We start from the raw sequence: 16,874 nt of genomic DNA on the forward strand, positions 1-16,874 counted from the left end.
GAAGAGCAATGCAACAGATCACCTGGGTGTCCGTCAAGCAGCGGCCGGTGTGCGCCGGTTCGAGCCGCGGCGCCCACGCGACTCGATCCAGCGGGCGAGCGCGGTCAGCGCGAGGCAGAGGAGGATGTAGATCGGTGCGATCACCAGGACCACGGGGATGTAGGGGTAGCCGTGCGGGGTGCTGGTCGTGTTGGCGATCAGCTTTCCGATGTAGAGCAGCTCGGTGTAGGTAATCAGGAAGCCCAGCGAGGTGTCCTTGAGGGTGACCACCAACTGGCCGATCATGGCCGGCAGCATCGAGCGGACCGCTTGCGGCACCAGGATGGTCATCATCACCTGGCTCTTGCGCAGCCCCAGCGCGTAGGCCGCCTCGCGCTGCCCGCGCGGTACCGCCTCGATGCCGCTGCGGATGATCTCGGCCTGCACCGCGCCGTTGTACAGGGTCAGCCCGAGCACCAGCGCGTAGAGCGGCTGGTCGCTGAAGACCGCCTGGTAGAGCGCGAAGATCATGATCAGCAGGGGCATCGCCCGGAAGAACTCGATCACCGAGCCGGCCGCCCAACGCAGCGGCTTGTGGTCGGAGAGCCGGCCGGTGGCCAGCAGGGTGCCGAGCAGCAGCGAGAAGCCGGCGGCCAGCCCGAAGGCGGTCAGGGTGTCCCGCACCCCGTCCAGGATCCGCTGCTGCACGGCGGTGTACTCGAACGGGGACCACATCGCCGCGTCGAACTGTCCGTTCGAGGCCAGCTGGTCGTAGACGTACCAGAGCAGCCCCGCGATGGCGACCAGCGAGAGTGCGCCGAACAGCCGGTACCGGGCCCGGGTGCGCGGACCGGGAACCTCGTAGAGAACGCTCGCTGCCCTGCTGCTCATGCGGCCACCGCCAGCTTGCGCTCCAGCGTGCGGAAGGCCAGCCCCACGGCCGCGCTGATGCACAGGTAGGCGAGCGCGATCCAGAAGAAGATGGCGAAGATGGCGTAACCCCGTTCGGAGAGCGTCTGCTGCAGGCTGAGGAGCTCGGCGACGTTGAAGGCGCCGGCGATCGCCGAGTTCCTGGGCAGCGCGATGAAGACGCTGCTCATCGGGCCGAGTACGGCGCGTCCGGCCTGCGGCAGCACGATCAGGGTCAGGGTCTGACTGAACGTCATCCCCAGGCTGCGGGCGGCCTCGGCCTGACCGATCGGGATGGTGTTGATCCCCGCACGCAGGACCTCGCAGACGAAGCTGGCGGTGTAGCAGCCCAGTGCCACCGCCGCGCACAGGAATGCCGGCAGGTGCACGTCCACCCGGGGCAGGCCGAAGGTGACCGCGAAGAAGAGCAGGGTGAGCGGGGTGTTGCGGAAGACTCCGATCCACACGGTCCCGAAGGCCCGCAGCACCGGCACCGGGGAGACCCGGCAGGCCGCCAGCAGGGTGCCGAGGACGATGGCGAGCAGCGCGCTCGCCGCGCTCAACTCGATGGTCTGGACGAACGCGTGCCAGAACAACGAGAAGTTGTGATCCTCGAACAATATGCCCATGCCGGCGGCCTTCCCCTAACTCGCTCGTGACGTCCGGTCAGTACCGCTCGAGAGCCGGCGGCTGCGGGGCGGCGGAGCCGGACTTGGCGAGGGTGGCGTCGAACGCCTTCTTCCAGTCGCCGTTGTCCTCGTGGGCCTTGAGCGCGTCGTCGATCGCGTCGCGCAGCACCTTGTCGTCCTTGTTCAGGCCGACGCCGTACTTCTCGGTGGAGAAGGGCTTGCCGACCACCTTGAGCTGGCCCTCGTTCTTGGCCGCGTAGCCCATCAGGATGGCGTCGTCGGTGGTGACCGCGTCGACCTCCTTGTTGAGCAGCTTGTCGACACACTGCGAGTAGGTGTCGAAGGCGGTGACGGTGGCGCCGTAGGTCTTGATCCTGTCGATCGAGGTGGAGCCGGTGGCCGTGCAGACGTTCTTGCCCTTGGTGGCGTCGGGCCCGGTGATGTCGCTGTTGTCCTTGCGGACCAGCAGGTCCTGACCGGCGATGTAGTACGGGCCGGCGAAGGACACCTGGGCCTTGCGCTTGTCGTTGATGCTGTAGGTGCCGACGTAGTAGTCGATCTGACCGCCCGACAGCGCGGTCTCGCGGTTGGCCGAGGCGATGGTCTTCCACTCGATCTGGCTCTCCGAGAAGCCCAGGTCGGCGGCGACCATCTTGGCGACCTCGATGTCGAAGCCGTTGCGGGTGTTGGTGGTCACGTCCTCGAAACCGAGGAACGGCTGGTCGGCCTTGGCACCGATGACCAGCTTGCCGCGCTTCTTCGCGGCCGCGATGGTCGGCGAACCGTCCAGCTTCGCGTCCGTCTTCACCGGGTAGGCGGCGGCCTTCACGGAGCTGTCCGTGCTCGCGGACGGCGAGCCGCTCTTGCCGCAGGCGGCGGTCGCGGCCAGGGCCAGCACGGCCAGGGCAGCGGCAGAGGTACGGCGGTTGAGCATGACGGGGAATCTCCTAGCGACTTCGGTGCCTGGCGGCGTCAGTGGTGGAGGATCTTGGAGAGGAAGTCCTGGGCGCGCTCACTGCGCGGGTTCGTGAAGAACTCCTCGGGTGTGTTCTGCTCGACGATCTTCCCGTCGGCCAGGAAGAGCACCCGGTTCGCGGCGGAGCGGGCGAAGCCCATCTCGTGGGTGACCACGACCATGGTCATGCCCTCGGCGGCGAGGCCGCGCATCACGTCCAGCACCTCGTTGATCATTTCCGGGTCCAGCGCCGAGGTCGGCTCGTCGAAGAGCAGCACCTTGGGGTCCATGGCCAGCGCGCGGGCGATCGCCACCCGCTGCTGCTGACCGCCGGAGAGCTGGGCCGGGTACTTGTCCGCGTGGGCGGCGACGCCGACCCGGTCCAGCAGGGCGCGCGCCTTGGCCTCGGCCTCGGGCCGCGCGGTGCGGCGCACCTTGACCTGGCCGAGAACCACGTTCTCCAGCACGGTCTTGTGCGCGAAGAGGTTGAAGGACTGGAAGACCATGCCGACCTCGGCCCGCAGCTTGGCCAGTTCGCGGCCCTCGGCGGGCAGTGGCTCGCCGTCGACCGTGATGGAGCCGGTGTCGATGGTCTCCAGCCGGTTGATGGTGCGGCAGAGCGTCGACTTGCCCGAGCCCGAGGGGCCGATCAGCACCACGACCTCGCCCTGGTGGATCGTCAGGTCGATGTCCTGGAGCACATGGTGGCTGCCGAAGGACTTGTTGACCCCGGCCAGCACCACCAGCGGGGTCGCCGGACGGTCCGTAGTCGTCTCGGTCATGGCGCCCCTGCCCTCTGGAGTTCGTCGGGGCGAAGCGACTCCCCCCGATGTTCGACGTGCGATGCACCGGGGGCTGTGGCCGGCGGAGCACGCAGCCCCCGGTGAAATTTGACCCTAGGTTGGTTGATCGGGTGTCGTCAGTGCATCTGAGCAGAACTTGAGCATCACGAAAGGGCCACGTGCCCGCCACGGTCCCGGTCGGGGCTGGCCCGGGCGCCCCGGCGTGGGGGAGGATGGCCGCTTCGTCGGCAGCCTGCGGCTACCGGCCGGTTACCCAGTAGGAAGGTGTGGGATGCGGCTGCTCCTCGTCGAGGACGACGACCGGGTCGCGGCGGCGCTGGTCGCCGTGCTGAGCCGGCACGGCTTCCAGGTGCGGCACGCGCGCAGCGGGCACGAGGCGTTGGACGCCCTGGTGCCGGACGGCAACGACCCCTACCGGGTGGTGCTGCTCGACCTCGGACTGCCCGACCGGGACGGCTTCGAGGTGTGCAGCCGGATCCGGGCCGGCAGCGGGGTCCCGGTGATCATGGTGACCGCGCGGGCCGACATCCGTTCCCGGATCCACGGCCTGAACCTGGGCGCCGACGACTACATCACCAAGCCCTACGACATGGGCGAGCTGCTCGCCCGGATCCACGCGGTGGCCCGGCGCTTCCAGCCCGCCCCGGCCGGCCCGCCGGCCGGCGGCCCCGAGACGCCCGCCGGACCGGGCTCGCTGGAGTCCTGGGGGATCAGCATCGACCGCGAGCGCCGCCGGGTCAGCGTGGACGGACGCGATGTGCCGCTCACCCGCAAGGAGTTCGACCTGCTCGCGCTGCTCGCCCAGAGCCCGGGCGTGGTCTACCGGCGCGAGCAGATCTTCAGCGAGGTCTGGCGCAGCGGCTGGGAGGGCAACGGCCGCACCCTCGAGGTGCACATCGGCTCGCTGCGCACCAAACTCGCGCTGCCCGGCCTGGTCGAGGCGGTGCGCGGGGTCGGCTACCGGCTGATCCCGCAGTCGCCCGCACCGGAGCCGACCTCAGAGAGCGCTCCCTAGGCATGCGCACCCGCCTGCTCGGCATCCTGCTGGCCCTGATCGCCTGCGTGCTGGCCGCCCTCGGCGTGCCCCTGGCCGCCTCGATGGCCTCGACCGAGCAGATCAGCGTGGTGGTCGACCGGATGGACGACGTGGCCCGGTTCGCCCAGGAACTGCCCACCCAGGGGCTGCCCGAGCGCGGCGCGGCCGGCTCCTCGCCGGGCGTTCCGACCAGCCCCGAGACCTCGCAACTGAGCGCGCTGCGCGCCGAGGCGACCCGCTACGAGGAGCTGTACGGCGTACGGACCGGCTTCTTCCTGGCCGACGGCCGACCCCTGGCCGTGGCGCCCGCCGACTGGAAGCTGCCGACCACCGGCGCCGGGGCGCAGGCCGTCCAGGAGGCCAGGGACGGGCGGCGCAGCCGCAACCCGCCACGGGTCTGGCCCTGGACCCCCGACCGCACCCTGGTCATCGCCTCCCCGGTGGTCCGCGACGGCGATGTGGTGGCCCTGGTGGTCACCGAGTCGCCGACCGGCCCGCTGCGCGCACGGATCCTGCACCGCTGGCTCTGGCTGGGCGCCGGCGAGGCGGTCGCGATGATCGCCGCCGTGCTGCTCGCGGTCCGGCTCACCGAGTGGGTGCTGCGTCCGGTGCGCACCCTGGACCGGGCCACCCACGACATCGCCACCGGTCGGATGAACGCCCGGGTGGCCGCGGTCGGCGGCCCGCCCGAACTGCGCCGACTGGCCACCTCGTTCAACGAGATGGCCGACCACGTGGTGATCGCCCTGGACCAGCAGCGGGCCTTCGTCGCCGACGCCTCGCACCAGCTGCGCAACCCGCTGGCCGCGCTGATGCTGCGGGTCGAACTGCTCGGCCTGGAGCTGCCCGAGGGCCACGAGATCGAGCTCTCCCAGGTCCGCGAGGAGGGCAGCCGGCTGGCCCGGGTGCTGGACGACCTGCTGGGACTGGCCACCGCCGAGGGCGGACGGCCGCAGCCGGAGGCGGTCGACCTGACCGCGCTGGTGCTGGCCCGGGTGGACGCCTGGCATCCGGTGGCCGATCAGCGCGGCATCCGGCTGGGCTGCGGGACGCCGCCGCCGGCCCGCGCCTGGACCGACCCGATCGGCTTCGGCAGCGCGCTGGACGCGGTACTGGACAACGCCCTCAAGTTCAGCCCGCCGGGCGGCCGGGTGGCCGTCACGGTGCAGCTGCGGCGGGAGGAGGTGGCGGTCACCGTGGCCGACGACGGGCCCGGGCTGACCGAGGAGGAGCTGGCCCGTGCCGGCGACCGGTTCTGGCGCAGCCCCCGGCACCAGAACGTGGACGGTTCGGGCCTGGGCCTGTCCATCGCCCGCACCCTGCTGCTGGCCGGCGGCGGCTCGCTGGACTTCGCGGCGGCCCAGCCGAACGGCCTGGCGGTCACCCTGAGCGCACCGCGCGAGCAGCGCCGCTGAACCGGCCTCGGCCCGTCAGGGTCTGACCGAGCGTCAGCACTCGGTCAGGGCTTGACCGAGCGGTAGTAGCGGCGCGCGCCCTCGTGCAGCGGCAGCGGGTCGGTGTAGACGGCCGTCCGCAGGTCCACCAGCTGGGCGGAGTGCACCTGGCCGCCGATCCAGTCGCGGCTGTCGATCACCGCCCTGGTCAGCCGCTCGACCAGCCGCGGGTCCAGGTCCTCGCGGGTGATCAGCAGGTTCGGCACCGCCATGGTGAGCACCGCCGGGTTCCTCGGGTAGATCCCGGCCGGCAGCACCGCGGTGCGGTAGGCGGCGGAGTCGGCGAACTGGCTGTGCAGCGCGTCGGTCAGGTCGCCCAGCGGCACGATCCGGATCGGCATGGTGCCGGCCAGGTCGGTCAGCGCCGAGGTCGGCAGCCCGCCGGACCAGAAGAACGCGTCCAGCTTCCCGGCGGCCAGCTGCTGGGCCTCGTCGCCGACCCCGAGCAGGGCGGGCTGGATCCCGTGGTCCGGGTCGATCCCGGCGGCCGTGAGCAGCCGGCGGGTCACCAGGTTGACCCCGGACTTGCTCTGGCCGACGCCCACCCTCAGGGTGCGCAGGTCCGCGACCTTCTGGATCTTGGAGTCCACCGGGACCACCAGCTGCAGGTAGTCGTCGTAGAGCCGGGCGATCGCGCGCAGCCGGTCGTCGCCCTGGCGCTGGGCCTGGTAGTCGGCCACGGCGTCGGCGGTGGCTATCGCGAAGTCGTCCCGCCCGGACGCCACCCGCTCCAGGTTGTCCACCGAGCCCTGGGAGCGGTCCAGCCGCAGTTCCACCCCGGGCAGCGCGGTGCGCAGGTACTGCTGCAGCATCGTGCCGTACCTGTCGTAGACGCCGTTGGGCACTCCGGTGGCGAAGCCGTCGACGCCCCTGGGGTAGGAGTCGGTGCCGCCGCTGGTCAGCCACCAGCCGGCCAGCAGGCCGGCCACCAGCAGCAGCGCGGCCAGGGCGGGCCACAGGCGGTGCAGGCTGGTCCTGGTCATGCGGGGGATCCTGCCAGGCCACGGCCCCCGGCGGGAGGGCGGGCGGCAAACCGTTGCCGGACGGCAAGCCGGCTGCCCTTACCCTTGCTGCTGTGGGTATGGGAGAGAGCTTGCGAACTTACAAGGTCGTCACGCACGGCTGTCAGATGAACGTCCACGACTCGGAGCGCCTCGCGGGGCTGCTGGAGGACGCCGGATACGTGAAGGCCGACCAGGTCGGGGACCCGGACCTGGTGGTCTTCAACACCTGCGCGGTGCGCGAGAACGCCGACAACAAGCTGTACGGCAACCTCGGGCAGCTCGCCCCGGCCAAGACCCGCCACAAGGACATGCAGATCGCCGTCGGCGGCTGCCTGGCCCAGAAGGACCGCGACACCATCGTGCGCAAGGCGCCCTGGGTCGACGTGGTCTTCGGCACCCACAACATCGGTCACCTGCCGGCGCTGCTGGAGCGGGCCCGGGTCGAGCAGCAGGCCCAGGTGGAGATCCTGGAGTCGCTGGAGACCTTCCCCTCGACGCTGCCCACCCGCCGCGAGTCGGCCTACGCCGCCTGGGTGGCGATCTCGGTCGGCTGCAACAACACCTGCACCTTCTGCATCGTCCCGGCGCTGCGCGGCAAGGAGGAGGACCGCCGCCCCGGCGACGTGCTCGCCGAGGTCGAGGCGCTGGTCGGCGAGGGCGTCATCGAGGTGACCCTGCTCGGCCAGAACGTCAACGCTTACGGCTCCGACCTGGGCGACCGCGAGGCCTTCTCCAAGCTGCTGCGGGCCTGCGGCCAGATCGAGGGCTTGGAGCGGGTCCGCTTCACCTCCCCGCACCCGCGCGACTTCACCGACGACGTGATCGCCGCGATGGCCGAGACCCCGAACGTGATGCACCAGCTGCACATGCCGCTGCAGTCCGGCTCGGACACCGTGCTGCGCGCGATGAAGCGCTCGTACCGCCAGGAGCGGTTCCTCGGGATCATCAACAAGGTCCGCGAGGCGATGCCGGACGCCGCCATCTCCACCGACATCATCGTGGGCTTCCCCGGCGAGACCGACGAGGACTTCGAGCAGACCCTGCACGTGGTCCGGGAGGCGCGGTTCACCAACGCCTTCACCTTCCAGTACTCCAAGCGGCCCGGCACCCCGGCGGCCGAGATGGACCAGCAGGTCCCCAAGGCCGTGGTGCAGGAGCGCTACGACCGGCTGATCGCCCTCCAGGAGGAGATCTCCTGGGCGGAGAACAAGAAGCAGGTCGGCCGCACCCTGGAGATCCTGGTCGCCGAGGGCGAGGGCAAGAAGGACAGCCGGACCGACCGGCTCTCCGGCCGCGCGCCCGACAACCGGCTGGTCCACTTCGACCCGAGCTTGCGAGGGCCGAACGACCAGCACAGCACCCGCCCGAGCGAGCCGGTCCGGCCGGGCGACGTGGTGACCGTCGAGATCACCTACGCCGCCCCGCACCACCTGCTCGCCGAAGGCCCGATGCTCGGCGTGCGGCGCACCCGGGCCGGCGACGCCTGGGAGAAGCGCAACGCAGCCCCGGCGCCGAAGCCCGCCGGAGTGATGCTCGGGCTGCCGACCATCGGCGCCCCCGCCCCGCAGAGTGCCGCGCCCAGCAACGGTTGCGGCTGCGACTGACCAGGGCGGTTCGGGGCGGCGGCTAGAGTGATCCACATGCTGGTCGCCGCCGCCGTCTGCCCCTGTCCGCCACTGCTGGTCCCCGAGGTCGCCTCGGGGGCGGCCGCCGAACTGGACGGGTTGCGGGCGGCCTGTGCGGCTGCGGTCGGCGAGCTGCTGGCCGCCGGTCCCGAGCTGCTGGTGCTGGTCGGCGACGGCCCGCAGGCCGAGGTCTGGACCGAGGGCGGCCTCGGCTCCTTCCAGCGCTTCGGTGTGCCCCGAGCCGTCCGGCTGCCGTCCGGCGGGGTCGAGGGGCCCGAACTCAGCCCGGCGCTCAGCGTCGGCGCGTGGCTGCTCGAACAGGCCGAGGCCGCGCTGCCCACCCATGCCTGCGCGGTACCGGCCGACGCGCCGGCCGACCGGATGCTCGGACTGGGCCAGGGGCTGGCCGGGCTGGCCGACCGGGTCGGGCTGCTGGTGCTCGGCGACGGCAGCGCCCGCCGCTCGCTGAAGGCACCCGGCTACCTGGACGAGCGGGCCGAGGACTTCGACGCCGAGCTGGCGCGGGCGCTGGGCTCGGCCGACACCGAGGCGCTGGCCGCGCTGGACCCCGGGCTCTGCGCGGAGCTGCTGGTGGCCGGGCGGGCGCCCTGGCAGGTACTGGCCGGGGCGGCCCGGGGCACCGGGCTGGGCGGCCGGCTGCGGTACGCCGAGGCGCCGTACGGGGTGGGGTACTTCGTGGCGTCCTGGAGCTGATCCCCAGAACGCAGCCGGACAGCCGGACAGCCGGACAGCCGGACAGCCGGACGGGGCCGGGCGATCCGATCCGCCCGGCCCCGTCCGGCTGTGCTCAGCTCGCTGCTCAGCTCTCCTTGGCGCCCGGCTCCTCCGGCTTGGCCGGCTCGCCGTGCTCGTCCGGCTTCTCGGCGAAGCCGTCGACCGCGCCCTTGGCCTTCTCGGTGCCGGTGGCGATCTTGTCGCTGTACTTCCCCTTGGTGGCCTTGTCGATCGCGCCGCCGGCCTTGTCCACCAACTCGTCGATCTTCTCGTTGTGCTGGCCGGCCAGGTGGCTCGCCTTCTCCTTGAGGTCCGTGGCGAGCTCCTCGGCCTTGCCCTTGAGGTTGTCCATCAGGCCCATGGCTTCGTCTCCTGTGTCAGGCCGCTCGGGTCGGCGCTGCGGATGGCTGTCCTCCGCCGGTGCCGCACCCTGGGCCACCGCGGCGACGGCGGCGGCCAGCAGCTCGGCGACGTCGGGCGCCAAGCCCTCCGGCAGCGCCACCCCCTCGCTCGGCGCCTCCGCCGCCGGGCCGGCCTCCGGAGCCGTCCGGGCACTCGGCACGCCGGGCGGCGGCTCCTGCTCCGTACGGCTCTCGGGGGCCAGCACGGCGACGGCGCCCCCCTCGGCGGCCTCGGCCGTCGGTGTCGTGGTGGCCGTCACCGTGGTGGCGGTGGCTGCGGTGGTCGTGGTGGCGGGCTCCCGGCGGCGGAACCAACTGAAAACACCCATATCTTCTCCCAAGCTACGCGGTCTGCGGCGGACTCGGCCGCATCCGCGACCGCCAATCGGGCAACGACCCGGGTAGGGGGTGGTCACGTCGCTCGTTCGAGTGGGGGTTGGATCTTTGCGAGACTTGGCGGTGTGAGCAGCTCCCCTGAATCCGTGCCCGTCGTCTCCGTGGTCGGCGCGACCGCCGCCGGCAAGTCCGACCTCGCCGTGGCGATCGCCCGCGCGCTGGGCGGCGAGGTGATCAACACCGACTCGATGCAGCTCTACCGGGGCATGGACATCGGCACGGCCAAGCTCACCTCCGCCGAGCGCGACGGGATCCCGCACCACCTGATGGACGTCTGGGAGGTCACCGAGACCGCCAGCGTCGCCGAGTACCAGCGGCTGGCCCGGGCCGAGATGGACCGACTGCTGGCGGCCGGCCGACCACCGGTGCTGGTCGGCGGCTCCGGCCTGTACGTGCGCGCGGCGATCGACGAGATGGAGTTCCCCGGCACCGACCCGGCGATCCGGGCCCGGCTGGAGGCCGAGCTGGAGACGGCGGGCCCGGCCGTGCTGCACGCCCGACTGGCCGCCGCCGACCCGGCCGCCGCCACCGCGATCCTGCCCAGCAACGGCCGCCGGATCGTCCGGGCGCTGGAGGTGATCGAGCTCACCGGTCGCCCGTTCACCGCCAGCCTGCCGAGCAACACCGCCGTCTACCCGGCCGTCCAGATCGGGGTCGCGGTTCCCCGGCCCGAGCTGGACGCGCGGATCGCCGTGCGGGTGGACCGGATGTGGCAGACCGGGTTGCTGGACGAGGTGCGGGCGCTGGAGGCGCACGGGTTGCGCGAGGGGCTGACGGCCAGTCGGGCGCTCGGTTACCAACAGGTGCTGGCGCACTTCGCGGGGGAGTGCACCGAACAGGAGGCGCACGCCGAGACGGTGCGCGCCACCAAGCGGTTCGCGCGCCGTCAGGAGTCCTGGTTCCGCCGGGACGATCGGATCCACTGGCTGGACCGCCCCGCCGGGGCCGACCCCGCCGAGCTGCTGGAACGCTCGCTCGAGTTGATCGACCGACAGATCTGACGACGGGTTTCGGCCCGCCGCCCGACCGGATCAGGCCATCCGGGAGTGCACCTGCCCCGGCAGCTGCAGGTGCAGAAGGAAGCGGCGGTTACAGGCGGATCACGTCCTGGCCACGGATCACCCGGCGACCCGGGTTACGCGCTGTGAGCGCGTTGGGACATGCCATTATCGAGGCAAGAGGGACCGGTCGCGCGGGCCGGGTCCACCGTTCGCGAGTCCTGCGCTCGTGTCGAACTGTCAGGGGAGGCCGCGTGTCCACGGGTCCCGGCCCCGAGACCGACCAGTTCCCCCGCCATGCCCTGGCCGAGGAGGCCTTCGTCCTGCCCACCGTTCTGCCGTCAGACGACCTGCTGCCGCCGCTGGACCCCGACGCCCCGCTCGGCCTGCCGGCCGACCCCGTGGTGCTGGAACGGGAGATCCGGCCGCTGCGCCGGCTGCGCTGGTGGCAGATCCTGCCGATCGTGCTGATCGGCGTCATCGGCTCCCTGATGTTCGCCTTCCCGCTGGCCTTCGGCTCGGGTGACGGCGGCTCGATGGTCGGCATGCTCGGCCTGCTGCTCACCTCCGCCTCGGTCGGCTGGGGTGCGATGGCGGCCCGCCGGGCTGGCTACGCCTGGCCCGGGCTGCCCCGGCGCGGCTCCGGCCGACCGGCCCGTTGGCAGGCCATCGCCGCCTACACGCTGATCGCCTGCAGCTGCTTCGGACTGGCCGTCTGGCGGGTCGTCCAGCTGCGCGGCTGAGACGGCGCATCGCGCTTCCCACCTGGTCAGTACCATCGGCAGGGTGAGCGCACCCATTCCCTTCCTCAAGGGCCACGGCACCGAGAACGACTTCGTGATCGTCCCCGACCCGGACGGTCTGCTGGCGATCGACCCGGCCACGGTGGCCCGGCTCTGCGACCGCCGGGCCGGCATCGGCGGCGACGGCCTGCTCCGGGTGGTCCGCTCGGCCAACGACCCGGCCGCCGCCGACCAGGCCGACCGGGCCGAGTGGTTCATGGACTACCGCAACTCCGACGGCAGCATCGCCGAGATGTGCGGCAACGGGGTCCGGGTCTTCGCCCACTACCTGGTGCACGCCGGACTGGCGAAGCCGGGCCCGCTGGCGGTGGCCACCCGGGCGGGGGTGCGCCAGGTGGTGATCGGCGAGGACGGCAACGTCACCGTGGACATGGGCCGGGCCGTGCTGCCCGGTCCGGACCGGATCGAGGTGACGGTGGGGGAGCGGCACTGGCCGGCCCGCAACGTCAACATGGGCAACCCGCACGCCGTCTCCTTCGTCGCCGACCTGGCGGAGGCCGGCAACCTGTTCACCGCCCCCGAGGTCAGCCCGGCCGAGGTGTACCCGGACGGGGTGAACGTGGAGTTCGTGGTGGACCGGGGCGAGCGGCACGTCGCCATGCGGGTGCACGAGCGCGGCTCCGGCGAGACCCGCTCCTGCGGCACCGGCGCCTGCGCGGTGGCGGTGGCCACCGCCCGGCGCGACGGCCTCGACCCGGCGGTCACCGGCGAGCCGGTCAGCTACACGGTGGACGTGCCGGGTGGGCGGCTGGTGATCACCGAGTACCCGGACGGCCGAGTCGAGAAGACCGGACCCGCGGTGATCGTGGCCGAAGGGACGATCGAGCCGGGCTGGCTCTGACGGTCGGTCGGGTGACGGGCTGTCGGCTGACGCCTGGTCAGTAGGCGGCGCCGCTTTCCCCGTTCCGCTTGTGCCTGAATCCGCCCATTCGGGTGATCCCGTGCACAGAGCGGAAGCGGGGCCTCGCGGAACGTGGTCTGCTCGGTAGCATGGACCACCGGGGCAGTCGTCGCTCCGGTGTTCGCTGCCGGAGGTTGCCATGACCGTTGAGACCGGCCGGCCCACCGGCCAGACCGCTGAACAGCCCGTTGACCAGCCCAGTTCCGCACCGCAGAGCTCGGACACGCAGACGCCGGGTACACAGACACCGGGCACGCAGACCCCGGGTGCACAGACCCCGGGCACGCAGGCACCGGGTACGCAGGGCCGGCGACTGCTCGGCCGGGCCGCGCTCGGCCGAGCGGGCCGCGCCGCCCTGCTGGCCACCGGCCGCGGCCCGGTGCCGGATGCGATCGAGCCGATCGTCCAGGTGCACCGCCGGCACCATCCGCAGGCCGACCTCGCACTGCTCGGTCGCGCCTACCGGCTGGCCGAGGAGAGCCACCGCGGCCAGAAGCGCAAGAGCGGCGAGCCGTACATCACCCACCCGCTGGCCGTGACCCTGATCCTGGCCCAGCTCGGCGCCGAGACCACCACCCTGGTCGCCTCGCTGCTGCACGACACGGTCGAGGACACCGAGGTGACGCTCGATCAGGTGGCCGCCGACTTCGGACCCGAGGTGGCCTATCTGGTCGACGGGGTGACCAAGCTGGAGAAGGTGGACTTCGGCGCGGCAGCCGAGGCCGAAACGTTCCGCAAGATGCTGGTCGCCACCGGGGACGACGTCCGGGTGATGGTGATCAAGCTCGCCGACCGGCTGCACAACATGCGGACGATCCGTCACATGAAGCCCGCCAGCCAGGTGCGGATCGCCAAGGTCACCCGGGACGTGCTGATCCCGCTGGCCGAGCGGCTGGGCATCCAGGTGGTCAAGACCGAGCTCGAGGACATCGTCTTCGCCACCCTGCACCCCGAGGAGTACGCCGGGACCAGGGCCCTGATCGCCGCTCAGGAGGCCGCCCAGGAGGAACTGTTCATCCCGTTCGCCCAGGCGCTGGGCCGACAGCTGGCCGAGGCCGGGGTCAGCGCCGAGGTCACGCTGCGCCCCCGGCACTGCGTCTCGGTCCACCGCGAGCTGCTGCGTCGCGGCCGGGGCGGTCGGCCCGGCCGGCCGCACCCGGCCGACCTGGCCCGACTGCTGGTGGTGGTCGAGGAGAACGCCGACTGCTACGCCGTCCTCGGCGAGCTGCACACCTGCTGGACCCCGCTGCCGGGCGAGTTCAAGGACTTCGTGGCGAGCCCCAAGTTCAACCTCTACCAGTCGCTGCACACCGCGGTCTCGGTGGACGGCCAGGTCTTCGAGGTGCTGGTCCGCACCCCGCGGATGCACCAGATCGCCGAGTTCGGCGTGGTCGCGCTGGGCAGCCCGCAGCAGTCGGAGCCGCAGCAGCCGGGCGGCGAGCAGGGCAGTCGGGACGAGCTGGACGGCACCGACCCGGCCCGGCCCGGCTGGCTGAGCCGGCTGCTCGAGTGGCAGCAGGAGACCCCCGACCCGGACGCCTTCTGGTCCACCCTGACCGCCGACCTCTCCGACGACCGGGAGATCACCGCCGTCACCGAGGAGGGCGCCACCCTGGTGCTGCCGTCCGGCGCCAGCTGCGTGGACGCGGCCTACCAGCTGGGCGAGGAGATCGGCCACCGCTGTATCGGCGCCCGGGTCAACGGGCGACTGGTCGCACTCTCCACCACCCTGGCCGACGGCGACGTGCTGGGCGTGCTCACCGAGCCGGCCGGACCACCGGGCGGCCCGGAGCCGTCCGGGCCCAGCCCGCAGTGGCTCGACTTCGCCCGCACCCCGGGCGCCCGGATCGCCATCGAACGCTGGCTGGCCGGGCACCCGGCGCCGGCCGAGCCGGCCCAGGGCGCCGATCCCGTGCCGGCACCGGCCGGCGCGGGCGGACTCCCCGCCCCGGGGCAGCCGGCGGCCACCGTGCCCGAGCCGGCCCGGGCGTCGCCCGCGCAGCCGGCCCGGCACCTGGCGGGGCGCGGTCGACTGGTGATCGCCCCCGGCCATCCGGGCGCCACCGTCCGACTGGCCCGCTGCTGCACGCCGGTGCCGCCGGACCGGGTGACCGGCTTCCAGATCCGCGGCGGCTCGATCGCCGTGCACCGGGCCGACTGCCCGACCGGCGAGCGGATGCGCGGGGCCGGGCGCGGCCCGGTCCAGCTGGACTGGGCGCCGGGGGCCGGCGCACCCGCCGAGACCGGCACCGGCAGCGGCTTCCGGGTCACCCTGCAGGCCGAGGCGCTGAACCGGCCCCGGCTGCTCGCCGACCTGACCGCCGCGATGTCCGCCACCGGCCTGGACATCGTCTCCGCCGTGGTCGAACCGCCCGAGGAACTGCGGGTCCGGCACACCTACACCGTCGAGCTGCCGCATGCCGCGACGCTGCCGGTGGTGATGCGCGCGATGCTGCGGGTCTCCGGGGTCTACGATGTCCGCCGCCCCGGTCTGGAGGCCCCCCGGCCGCCCAGACTGCGCCCGCACGCCCGTTCCGCCGGAAATGCGGGTGACCCGGGGGCGGCGCACATGCGACCATCGAAGGGAATTCGGGACCGCTCCGCCGCGTTAGGCGCAGTGGACGGACCCTCCGATTCGACCCAGTAGTCTCACGACCTTAAGGACACGATGACCTCCACGTTCGAAGACCGCGATTTTTCCAGCGAGACCGCCGGCCGCAGCGCTCGCCGTCCCGCTGACCTCCGGGCGGAAGCCCTGATGGACGAGGACCTCGCGGCGCTCGACGAGGACTTCGGCCAGAACTACGACGGCGACCAGTACGACCGCAGCGAGCGCGCCGCGCTCCGCCGCGTCGCGGGTCTGTCCACCGAGCTCGAGGACGTCACCGAGGTCGAGTACCGCCAGCTCCGCCTGGAGCGCGTGGTGCTCGTCGGGGTGTGGACCGACGGGACGATGGAGGAGGCCGAGAACTCGCTCGCCGAGCTCGCCGCCCTCGCCGAGACCGCGGGATCCCAGGTGCTCGACGGTGTGATCCAGCGCCGTGACAAGCCCGACGCCGCGACCTACATCGGCTCCGGCAAGGCCAAGGAGCTGCGCGACATCGTCGCGAGCACCGGCGCCGACACCGTGGTCTGCGACGGTGAGCTCACCCCCGGCCAGCTGATCCACCTCGAGGACGTGGTCAAGGTCAAGGTGGTCGACCGGACCGCGCTGATCCTGGACATCTTCGCCCAGCACGCCAAGTCCCGAGAGGGCAAGGCCCAGGTCTCGCTCGCGCAGATGCAGTACATGCTGCCGCGACTGCGCGGTTGGGGTCAGTCGCTGTCCCGGCAGATGGGTGGCGGTGGCTCCGGCTCCTCGGGCGGCGGCATGGCCACCCGTGGTCCCGGTGAGACCAAGATCGAGACCGACCGGCGGCGGATCCGCGAGAAGATGGCGAAACTCCGCAAGGAGATCGCCGAGATGAAGAAGGGCCGCGACACCAAGCGCCAGGAGCGCCGGCGTCACCAGGTCCCCTCCGTCGCGATCGCGGGCTACACCAACGCCGGCAAGTCCTCGCTGCTCAACCGGCTCACCGGCGCCGGCGTCCTGGTGGAGAACGCGCTGTTCGCCACCCTGGACCCGACCGTGCGCCGGGCCCAGACCCCGTCCGGCCGGATCTACACGCTGGCCGACACCGTCGGATTCGTCCGGCACCTGCCGCACCACCTGGTCGAGGCCTTCCGCTCGACCATGGAGGAGGTCGCTGACGCCGACCTGATCCTGCACGTGGTGGACGGCTCGCACCCCGAGCCGGAGACCCAGCTGGCCGCGGTCCGCGAGGTGATCGTCTCGGTCGACGCACAGAACGTGCCGGAGATCGTGGTGATCAACAAGGCCGACGCCGCCGACCCGCACGTGCTGCAGCGGCTGCTGCGCCGCGAGCCGCACGCGATCGTGGTCTCCGCCCGCTCCGGGCTGGGCATCGAGGAGCTGCTCCGGCTGATCGACGAGGAGCTGCCGCGCCCCGCCGTCGAGGTGCAGGCGCTGGTCCCGTACACCCGCGGCGACCTGGTCTCCCGGGTGCACGCCGAGGGCGAGCTGCTCTCCACCGAGCACACCGGTGAGGGCACCCTGCTGCGGGCCAAGGTGGCGGCCGAGCTGGCCGCCGAGCTGGAGCGCTACGCGGTGGCCGTGCAGCACTGACGGTACGCGTCGAGGGCCCGGAATCCTGCTGGATTCCGGGCCCTCGGGCGTTGCGGGCGT

The 16,874-nt window shown here is 72.3% G+C and carries 15 protein-coding genes; 9 read left to right on the forward strand and 6 right to left on the reverse strand.

Going from position 1 to position 16,874, the window contains the following annotated elements:
- Positions 1-33: 33 nt before the first annotated feature.
- Genes BR98_RS18500 through BR98_RS18515 form a run of 4 tightly spaced genes read right to left on the reverse strand, consistent with a single transcriptional unit; the run spans position 34 to position 3,254 of the window.
- Positions 34-870, reverse strand: coding sequence for an amino acid ABC transporter permease (locus BR98_RS18500; protein ID WP_035846111.1), 837 nt, complete (start codon positions 868-870; stop codon positions 34-36).
- Positions 867-1,517, reverse strand: a complete 651-nt coding sequence (locus tag BR98_RS18505; protein ID WP_035846112.1) for an amino acid ABC transporter permease — start codon at positions 1,515-1,517, stop codon at positions 867-869. The genes BR98_RS18500 and BR98_RS18505 overlap by 4 nt, the downstream gene beginning before the upstream one ends.
- A gap of 37 nt (positions 1,518-1,554) precedes the next feature.
- Positions 1,555-2,451, reverse strand: coding sequence for a glutamate ABC transporter substrate-binding protein (locus BR98_RS18510; protein WP_035846113.1), 897 nt, complete (start codon positions 2,449-2,451; stop codon positions 1,555-1,557).
- Positions 2,452-2,489: 38 nt separating this feature from the next.
- The gene (locus BR98_RS18515; RefSeq protein ID WP_035846114.1) at positions 2,490-3,254 is read right to left on the reverse strand and encodes an amino acid ABC transporter ATP-binding protein; all 765 of its coding nucleotides are present in this window, start codon (positions 3,252-3,254) and stop codon (positions 2,490-2,492) included.
- Between the two features lie 292 nt (positions 3,255-3,546).
- Between BR98_RS18515 and BR98_RS18520 the strand changes: the two genes are divergently transcribed.
- On the forward strand, positions 3,547-4,290 hold the full coding sequence (locus BR98_RS18520) for a response regulator transcription factor (RefSeq protein WP_035846116.1): 744 nt from the start codon (positions 3,547-3,549) through the stop codon (positions 4,288-4,290).
- A gap of 2 nt (positions 4,291-4,292) precedes the next feature.
- Positions 4,293-5,726 (forward strand): sensor histidine kinase, encoded by a 1,434-nt coding sequence (locus tag BR98_RS18525; RefSeq protein WP_035846118.1) that lies wholly within the window; start codon positions 4,293-4,295, stop codon positions 5,724-5,726.
- Between the two features lie 44 nt (positions 5,727-5,770).
- On the opposite strand, the gene BR98_RS18530 is transcribed toward BR98_RS18525, so the two are convergent.
- A complete protein-coding gene (locus BR98_RS18530; RefSeq protein ID WP_035846120.1) occupies positions 5,771-6,748 on the reverse strand; it encodes a TAXI family TRAP transporter solute-binding subunit in 978 nt (325 codons plus the stop codon).
- Positions 6,749-6,846: 98 nt separating this feature from the next.
- Here BR98_RS18530 and miaB point away from each other — a divergent pair, with 98 nt between their 5' ends.
- Together miaB and BR98_RS18540 are read left to right on the forward strand one after the other, a co-directional pair.
- A complete protein-coding gene (gene miaB, locus BR98_RS18535) occupies positions 6,847-8,373 on the forward strand; it encodes a tRNA (N6-isopentenyl adenosine(37)-C2)-methylthiotransferase MiaB (RefSeq protein ID WP_035846122.1) in 1,527 nt (508 codons plus the stop codon).
- A gap of 36 nt (positions 8,374-8,409) precedes the next feature.
- Positions 8,410-9,108 (forward strand): class III extradiol dioxygenase subunit B-like domain-containing protein, encoded by a 699-nt coding sequence (locus BR98_RS18540; protein WP_035846123.1) that lies wholly within the window; start codon positions 8,410-8,412, stop codon positions 9,106-9,108.
- 106 nt (positions 9,109-9,214) lie between these two features.
- On the opposite strand, the gene BR98_RS42335 is transcribed toward BR98_RS18540, so the two are convergent.
- The gene (locus BR98_RS42335) at positions 9,215-9,859 is read right to left on the reverse strand and encodes an antitoxin (RefSeq protein WP_324606679.1); all 645 of its coding nucleotides are present in this window, start codon (positions 9,857-9,859) and stop codon (positions 9,215-9,217) included.
- Between the two features lie 132 nt (positions 9,860-9,991).
- Here BR98_RS42335 and miaA point away from each other — a divergent pair, with 132 nt between their 5' ends.
- The 5 genes from miaA to hflX all read left to right on the forward strand — a co-directional run bounded on the left by miaA (position 9,992) and on the right by hflX (position 16,814).
- Positions 9,992-10,927, forward strand: a complete 936-nt coding sequence (gene miaA / locus BR98_RS18550; protein ID WP_035846125.1) for a tRNA (adenosine(37)-N6)-dimethylallyltransferase MiaA — start codon at positions 9,992-9,994, stop codon at positions 10,925-10,927.
- 251 nt (positions 10,928-11,178) lie between these two features.
- Complete coding sequence (locus tag BR98_RS18555; protein ID WP_035846127.1) at positions 11,179-11,667, forward strand: hypothetical protein; 489 nt, start codon at positions 11,179-11,181, stop codon at positions 11,665-11,667.
- Between the two features lie 43 nt (positions 11,668-11,710).
- Entirely contained in the window at positions 11,711-12,568 is an 858-nt protein-coding gene (gene dapF, locus BR98_RS18560; RefSeq protein ID WP_035846129.1) for a diaminopimelate epimerase, read from the forward strand.
- A 199-nt stretch (positions 12,569-12,767) separates the two neighbouring features.
- Positions 12,768-15,275: a RelA/SpoT family protein gene (locus tag BR98_RS18565; RefSeq protein WP_083976716.1), complete on the forward strand. Its 2,508-nt coding sequence runs from the start codon at positions 12,768-12,770 to the stop codon at positions 15,273-15,275.
- A 21-nt stretch (positions 15,276-15,296) separates the two neighbouring features.
- Positions 15,297-16,814: a GTPase HflX gene (gene hflX, locus BR98_RS18570; protein WP_035846131.1), complete on the forward strand. Its 1,518-nt coding sequence runs from the start codon at positions 15,297-15,299 to the stop codon at positions 16,812-16,814.
- The last annotated feature ends 60 nt before the right edge of the window (positions 16,815-16,874 follow it).

Origin of the sequence: Kitasatospora azatica KCTC 9699, assembly GCF_000744785.1 — a bacterium.
Lineage (GTDB): Bacteria > Actinomycetota > Actinomycetes > Streptomycetales > Streptomycetaceae > Kitasatospora > Kitasatospora azatica.

Coding starts and splice junctions, on each gene's coding strand:
- BR98_RS18530 (WP_035846120.1), bottom strand. CDS start 6,748: ATGACCAGGACCAGCCTGCACCGCCTGTGGCCCGCCCTGGCCGCGCTG.
- BR98_RS18510 (WP_035846113.1), bottom strand. CDS start 2,451: ATGCTCAACCGCCGTACCTCTGCCGCTGCCCTGGCCGTGCTGGCCCTG.
- BR98_RS18505 (WP_035846112.1), bottom strand. CDS start 1,517: ATGGGCATATTGTTCGAGGATCACAACTTCTCGTTGTTCTGGCACGCG.
- BR98_RS18565 (WP_083976716.1), top strand. CDS start 12,768: ATGACCGTTGAGACCGGCCGGCCCACCGGCCAGACCGCTGAACAGCCC.
- BR98_RS18500 (WP_035846111.1), bottom strand. CDS start 870: ATGAGCAGCAGGGCAGCGAGCGTTCTCTACGAGGTTCCCGGTCCGCGC.
- miaB (WP_035846122.1), top strand. CDS start 6,847: ATGGGAGAGAGCTTGCGAACTTACAAGGTCGTCACGCACGGCTGTCAG.
- hflX (WP_035846131.1), top strand. CDS start 15,297: ATGACCTCCACGTTCGAAGACCGCGATTTTTCCAGCGAGACCGCCGGC.
- BR98_RS18540 (WP_035846123.1), top strand. CDS start 8,410: ATGCTGGTCGCCGCCGCCGTCTGCCCCTGTCCGCCACTGCTGGTCCCC.
- BR98_RS18525 (WP_035846118.1), top strand. CDS start 4,293: ATGCGCACCCGCCTGCTCGGCATCCTGCTGGCCCTGATCGCCTGCGTG.
- BR98_RS18520 (WP_035846116.1), top strand. CDS start 3,547: ATGCGGCTGCTCCTCGTCGAGGACGACGACCGGGTCGCGGCGGCGCTG.
- BR98_RS18515 (WP_035846114.1), bottom strand. CDS start 3,254: ATGACCGAGACGACTACGGACCGTCCGGCGACCCCGCTGGTGGTGCTG.
- BR98_RS42335 (WP_324606679.1), bottom strand. CDS start 9,859: ATGGGTGTTTTCAGTTGGTTCCGCCGCCGGGAGCCCGCCACCACGACC.